The organism is Echinicola sediminis, from assembly GCF_054777495.1.
Genome location: NZ_BAAHAP010000253.1, coordinates 1 through 564, shown reverse-complemented (window position 1 = coordinate 564; position 564 = coordinate 1). Strand labels below are relative to the sequence as shown.

Annotated in this window: 1 protein-coding gene; it reads left to right on the top strand. The window is 54.1% G+C overall.

The genetic code is table 11. The features are described from left to right. Positions 1 to 564: SDR family NAD(P)-dependent oxidoreductase (locus ACYVAA_RS23040; protein ID WP_460546464.1), on the top strand; the 564-nt coding region annotated here is incomplete at both ends.

Below are 564 nucleotides of genomic sequence, written 5' to 3'. Positions count from 1 at the left end.
CGTGTGGCCAGCGAATTCTACATCAACGCCATCAATGTGATGCGCGGTGCTGAAGCGGTGTCAGAATATGTTGCCCTGCCATTGCAGGAAGCATTCGATATCGAGTACTGGTTGTTGGAAGAAGCCAAGCTGCAAAGGATGCCCAAGGAGCAGCCATTGTCCAGAAAAGTGGCTTTGGTGACCGGTGGAGCAGGAGGTATCGGCAAGGCCATTGCCGATAAGCTGGCCAAAGAAGGTGCCTGCGTATTTATCACCGATATCAACCAGGACCGTCTGGACGAAGCGGTGGCTACCTACTCCAAAGACGTAGGGGCCGGTGCGGTGATGGACGTGACCAAGGGGGATGATATTGTGAAGGCTTATAAAGAAGCGGCCCTGAAATTCGGCGGTGTGGACATCATTGTCAATTGTGCCGGGCTGGCCATTTCCAAGCCGATCGAGCAGACTTCTGAGCAAGACTGGGACCTGTTGCAGGACATCCTGGTGAAAGGCCAGTTTGCCGTTTCCAAAGCAGGCGTTGAGGTCCTAAGGGCCCAAAACCTGGGAGGTGACATCGTGAACATC